This is a genomic window from Mycobacterium sp. PO1 (genome assembly GCF_017312405.1).
GTDB lineage: Bacteria > Actinomycetota > Actinomycetes > Mycobacteriales > Mycobacteriaceae > Mycobacterium.
Map to the genome: position 1 here is coordinate 1 of NZ_BLTG01000117.1, position 1391 is coordinate 1391.

The 1391-nt window shown below is 62.4% G+C and carries 1 protein-coding gene; it reads left to right on the plus strand.

Going from position 1 to position 1391, the window contains the following annotated elements; translation table 11 throughout:
• Positions 1–45: 45 nt before the first annotated feature.
• Entirely contained in the window at positions 46–1380 is a 1335-nt protein-coding gene (locus J3476_RS26415; protein ID WP_286183814.1) for an ISL3 family transposase, read from the plus strand.
• Positions 1381–1391: the final 11 nt, after the last annotated feature.

Here is a 1391-nt window from a genome sequence, read left to right on the forward strand (position 1 = left end):
GTGGCGCTCCTAGTGTTCTAGTGGGCGCGTTTGTGCTGTTCAGCGGTGTTTTTGATTGGTATGACGAGGGATTGGGCGTGTCGGCGCTCAGATGAGGGACGCGCACGCGGTGTGCCTCTAGGTTTCGGGGTTACCACACCAACCGCAACCACAAGGACGATCCGCGTGCGCGTCAGTACTGCATTTAACCGTCTGCTGCAGATCCCCGGTGCCACGGTCACCGAAGTCACCATCGGTCAGCGTGATGTCGAGGTCGCGTTGCGCCCGCGGGCGCGGTTACTGCAATGTCCGTGTGGCAAACGAGTCAAGGGTGTCTATGACAGGCGTCGGCGGCGCTGGCGGCACCTGGACCTGGCGCGACACCGGCTCTGGCTGGCCTATGACATCCGCCGCCTGCACTGCCCGGACTGCGGGGTCATCACCGAAGAGCTGCCTTGGGCTCGTCCCGGCGCTCGCCATACCCGCGATTTCGAAGACATGGTGCTCTGGTTGGCCCAGCGCACTGATCGAACGTCGGTGTCGGTATTGATGCGCTGCGCCTGGGAAACGGTCACCGCGATCATCAACCGCGGAGTGGTCGAGCTCCTGAACCAACGTCGCCTCGATGCGCTCTACCGCATCGGTGTCGATGAGATCTGCTACCGCCACCCACACCGCTACCTGACCGTCATCGGTGATCACGACACCGGAACCGTCATCGACATCGAACCTGGTCGCAGCCGCGAATCGTTAGCCAATTTCTATACCAGTCAACCGGATTCAGTCCTATCGGCCATCGAAACGGTCAGCATGGACGTCAGTAGTGTCTACACCAGCGTCACCACCGAACACCTGCCGCACGCCGTTATCTGCTACGACGGGTTCCACGTGATGCAGTGGATTCAGCGTGCCCTCGATCGGGTCTTCGCTGAATCGATCCGCCTGCCTGGGCATGCCACCGCGGACTGGAAAGCCGCCCGTTGGGCGCTGCGCACCGGGGAGAACAAACTCAACGACGACAAGCGCGCCCTGGTCAACCAGATCGCCCGCACCCACCGGCGCATCGGCCGGGCCTGGACACTGAAAGAACAGGCCCGCGATCTCTACCGCTACGAGCACCCACCTGGCGTCGCCCGCACGCTGCTCAAAGCCTGGATCACCGCCGCTGCACGCTCCCGGATCCCGGTGTTCGTCGCGCTGAGCAAACGATTCAAGAAGTACTTCGATGCCATCCTGGCCGCCATCGAACTGGGCATCTCCAACGCCCTCGTCGAAGGCATCAACGCCAAAATCCGCCTCATCAACGCCCGGGGCTACGGCCACCACAGTGCCCAGACACTGACCTCAATGATCTACCTCTGCCTCGGAGGACTGCAGGTCACGCTCCCCACAAGAACCTGAGGAGCCGCACA